Below are 1,445 nucleotides of genomic sequence, written 5' to 3'. Positions count from 1 at the left end.
CGGTGTGTGTTGTTTGAGAAGTGCATAGTGGATGCGAGCATCTTTATTTCAAATCAACTTTTTGTTGGTCTGTGATTTAGCAGAATTTGTAGTGTGTGATGTCTACATTCGGTCCTCGCGGTGCGGCCCTGTTGTGGGGTTGTGGTGTGGGGGTTGTTTGTAGGTGTTGTTGTAAGTGTGTAAGGGCGTTCGGTGGATGCCTTGGTACCAGGAGCCGATGAAGGACGTGGTAGGCCGCGATAGTCCTCGGGGAGTTGTCAAACGAGCTGTGATCCGAGGGTGTCCGAATGGGGAAACCCAGCACGAGTGATGTCGTGTTACCACCAGCTGAATGTATAGGCTGTGTGGGGGGAACGTGGGGAAGTGAAACATCTCAGTACCCATAGGAAGAGAAAACAATTGTGATTCCGTGAGTAGTGGCGAGCGAAAGCGGAGGAGGCTAAACCATGCGCATGTGATACCGGGTAGGGGTTGTGTGTGTGGGGTTGTGGGGTTCGTCTTCTTCCATCTGCCTGTGGAAGCGTGAGTGAGAAAATCATGTGTTAGGTGAAGTGGCCTGGAATGGTCTGCCGTAGTCGGTGAGAGTCCGGTAGCTGAAAACACATGGTCTTGCGTGACGGTGTCCCCAAGTAGCAGCGGGCTCGTGGAATCTGCTGTGAATCTGCCGGGACCACCCGGTAAGCCTGAATACTTCCTGGTGACCGATAGCGGACAAGTACCGTGAGGGAAAGGTGAAAAGTACCCCGGGAGGGGAGTGAAATAGTACCTGAAACCGGACGCTTACAATCCGTCAAAGCCTGTGAGTCCTTGTGGCTGCGGGTGATGGCGTGCCTTTTGAAGAATGAGCCTGCGAGTTAGTGCTCGGTGGCGAGGTTAACCCGTGTGGGGTAGCCGTAGCGAAAGCGAGTCTGAATAGGGCGTTTGAGTCGCCGGGTCTAGACCCGAAGCGGAGTGATCTACCCATGGCCAGGGTGAAGCGTCGGTAAGACGTCGTGGAGGCCCGAACCCACTTCAGTTGAAAATGGAGGGGATGAGTTGTGGGTAGGGGTGAAAGGCCAATCAAACTCCGTGATAGCTGGTTCTCCCCGAAATGCATTTAGGTGCAGCGTCACATGTTTCTTACTGGAGGTAGAGCTACTGGATGGCCGATGGGCCCCACAGGGTTACTGACGTCAGCCAAACTCCGAATGCCGGTAAGTGAGAGTGTGGCAGTGAGACTGCGGGCGATAAGGTTCGTAGTCGAGAGGGAAACAGCCCAGATCGCCGGCTAAGGCCCCTAAGCGTGTACTAAGTGGAAAAGGATGTGGGGTCGCGAAGACAACCAGGAGGTTGGCTTAGAAGCAGCCACCCTTGAAAGAGTGCGTAATAGCTCACTGGTCAAGTGATCCTGCGCCGACAATGTAGCGGGGCTCAAGTACACCGCCGAAGCCGCGGCACTCACATAT

Annotated in this window: 1 rRNA gene; it reads left to right on the top strand. The window is 54.4% G+C overall.

Going from position 1 to position 1,445, the window contains the following annotated elements:
- Nucleotides 1-169 precede the first annotated feature (169 nt).
- Nucleotides 170-1,445, top strand: a 23S ribosomal RNA gene (locus MHN80_RS25615); the annotation flags it as partial.

Origin of the sequence: Gordonia sp. McavH-238-E, from assembly GCF_022348225.1 — a bacterium.
GTDB classification, from domain to species: domain Bacteria; phylum Actinomycetota; class Actinomycetes; order Mycobacteriales; family Mycobacteriaceae; genus Gordonia; species Gordonia terrae.
This window is presented reverse-complemented; position numbering and strand designations above follow the sequence as displayed.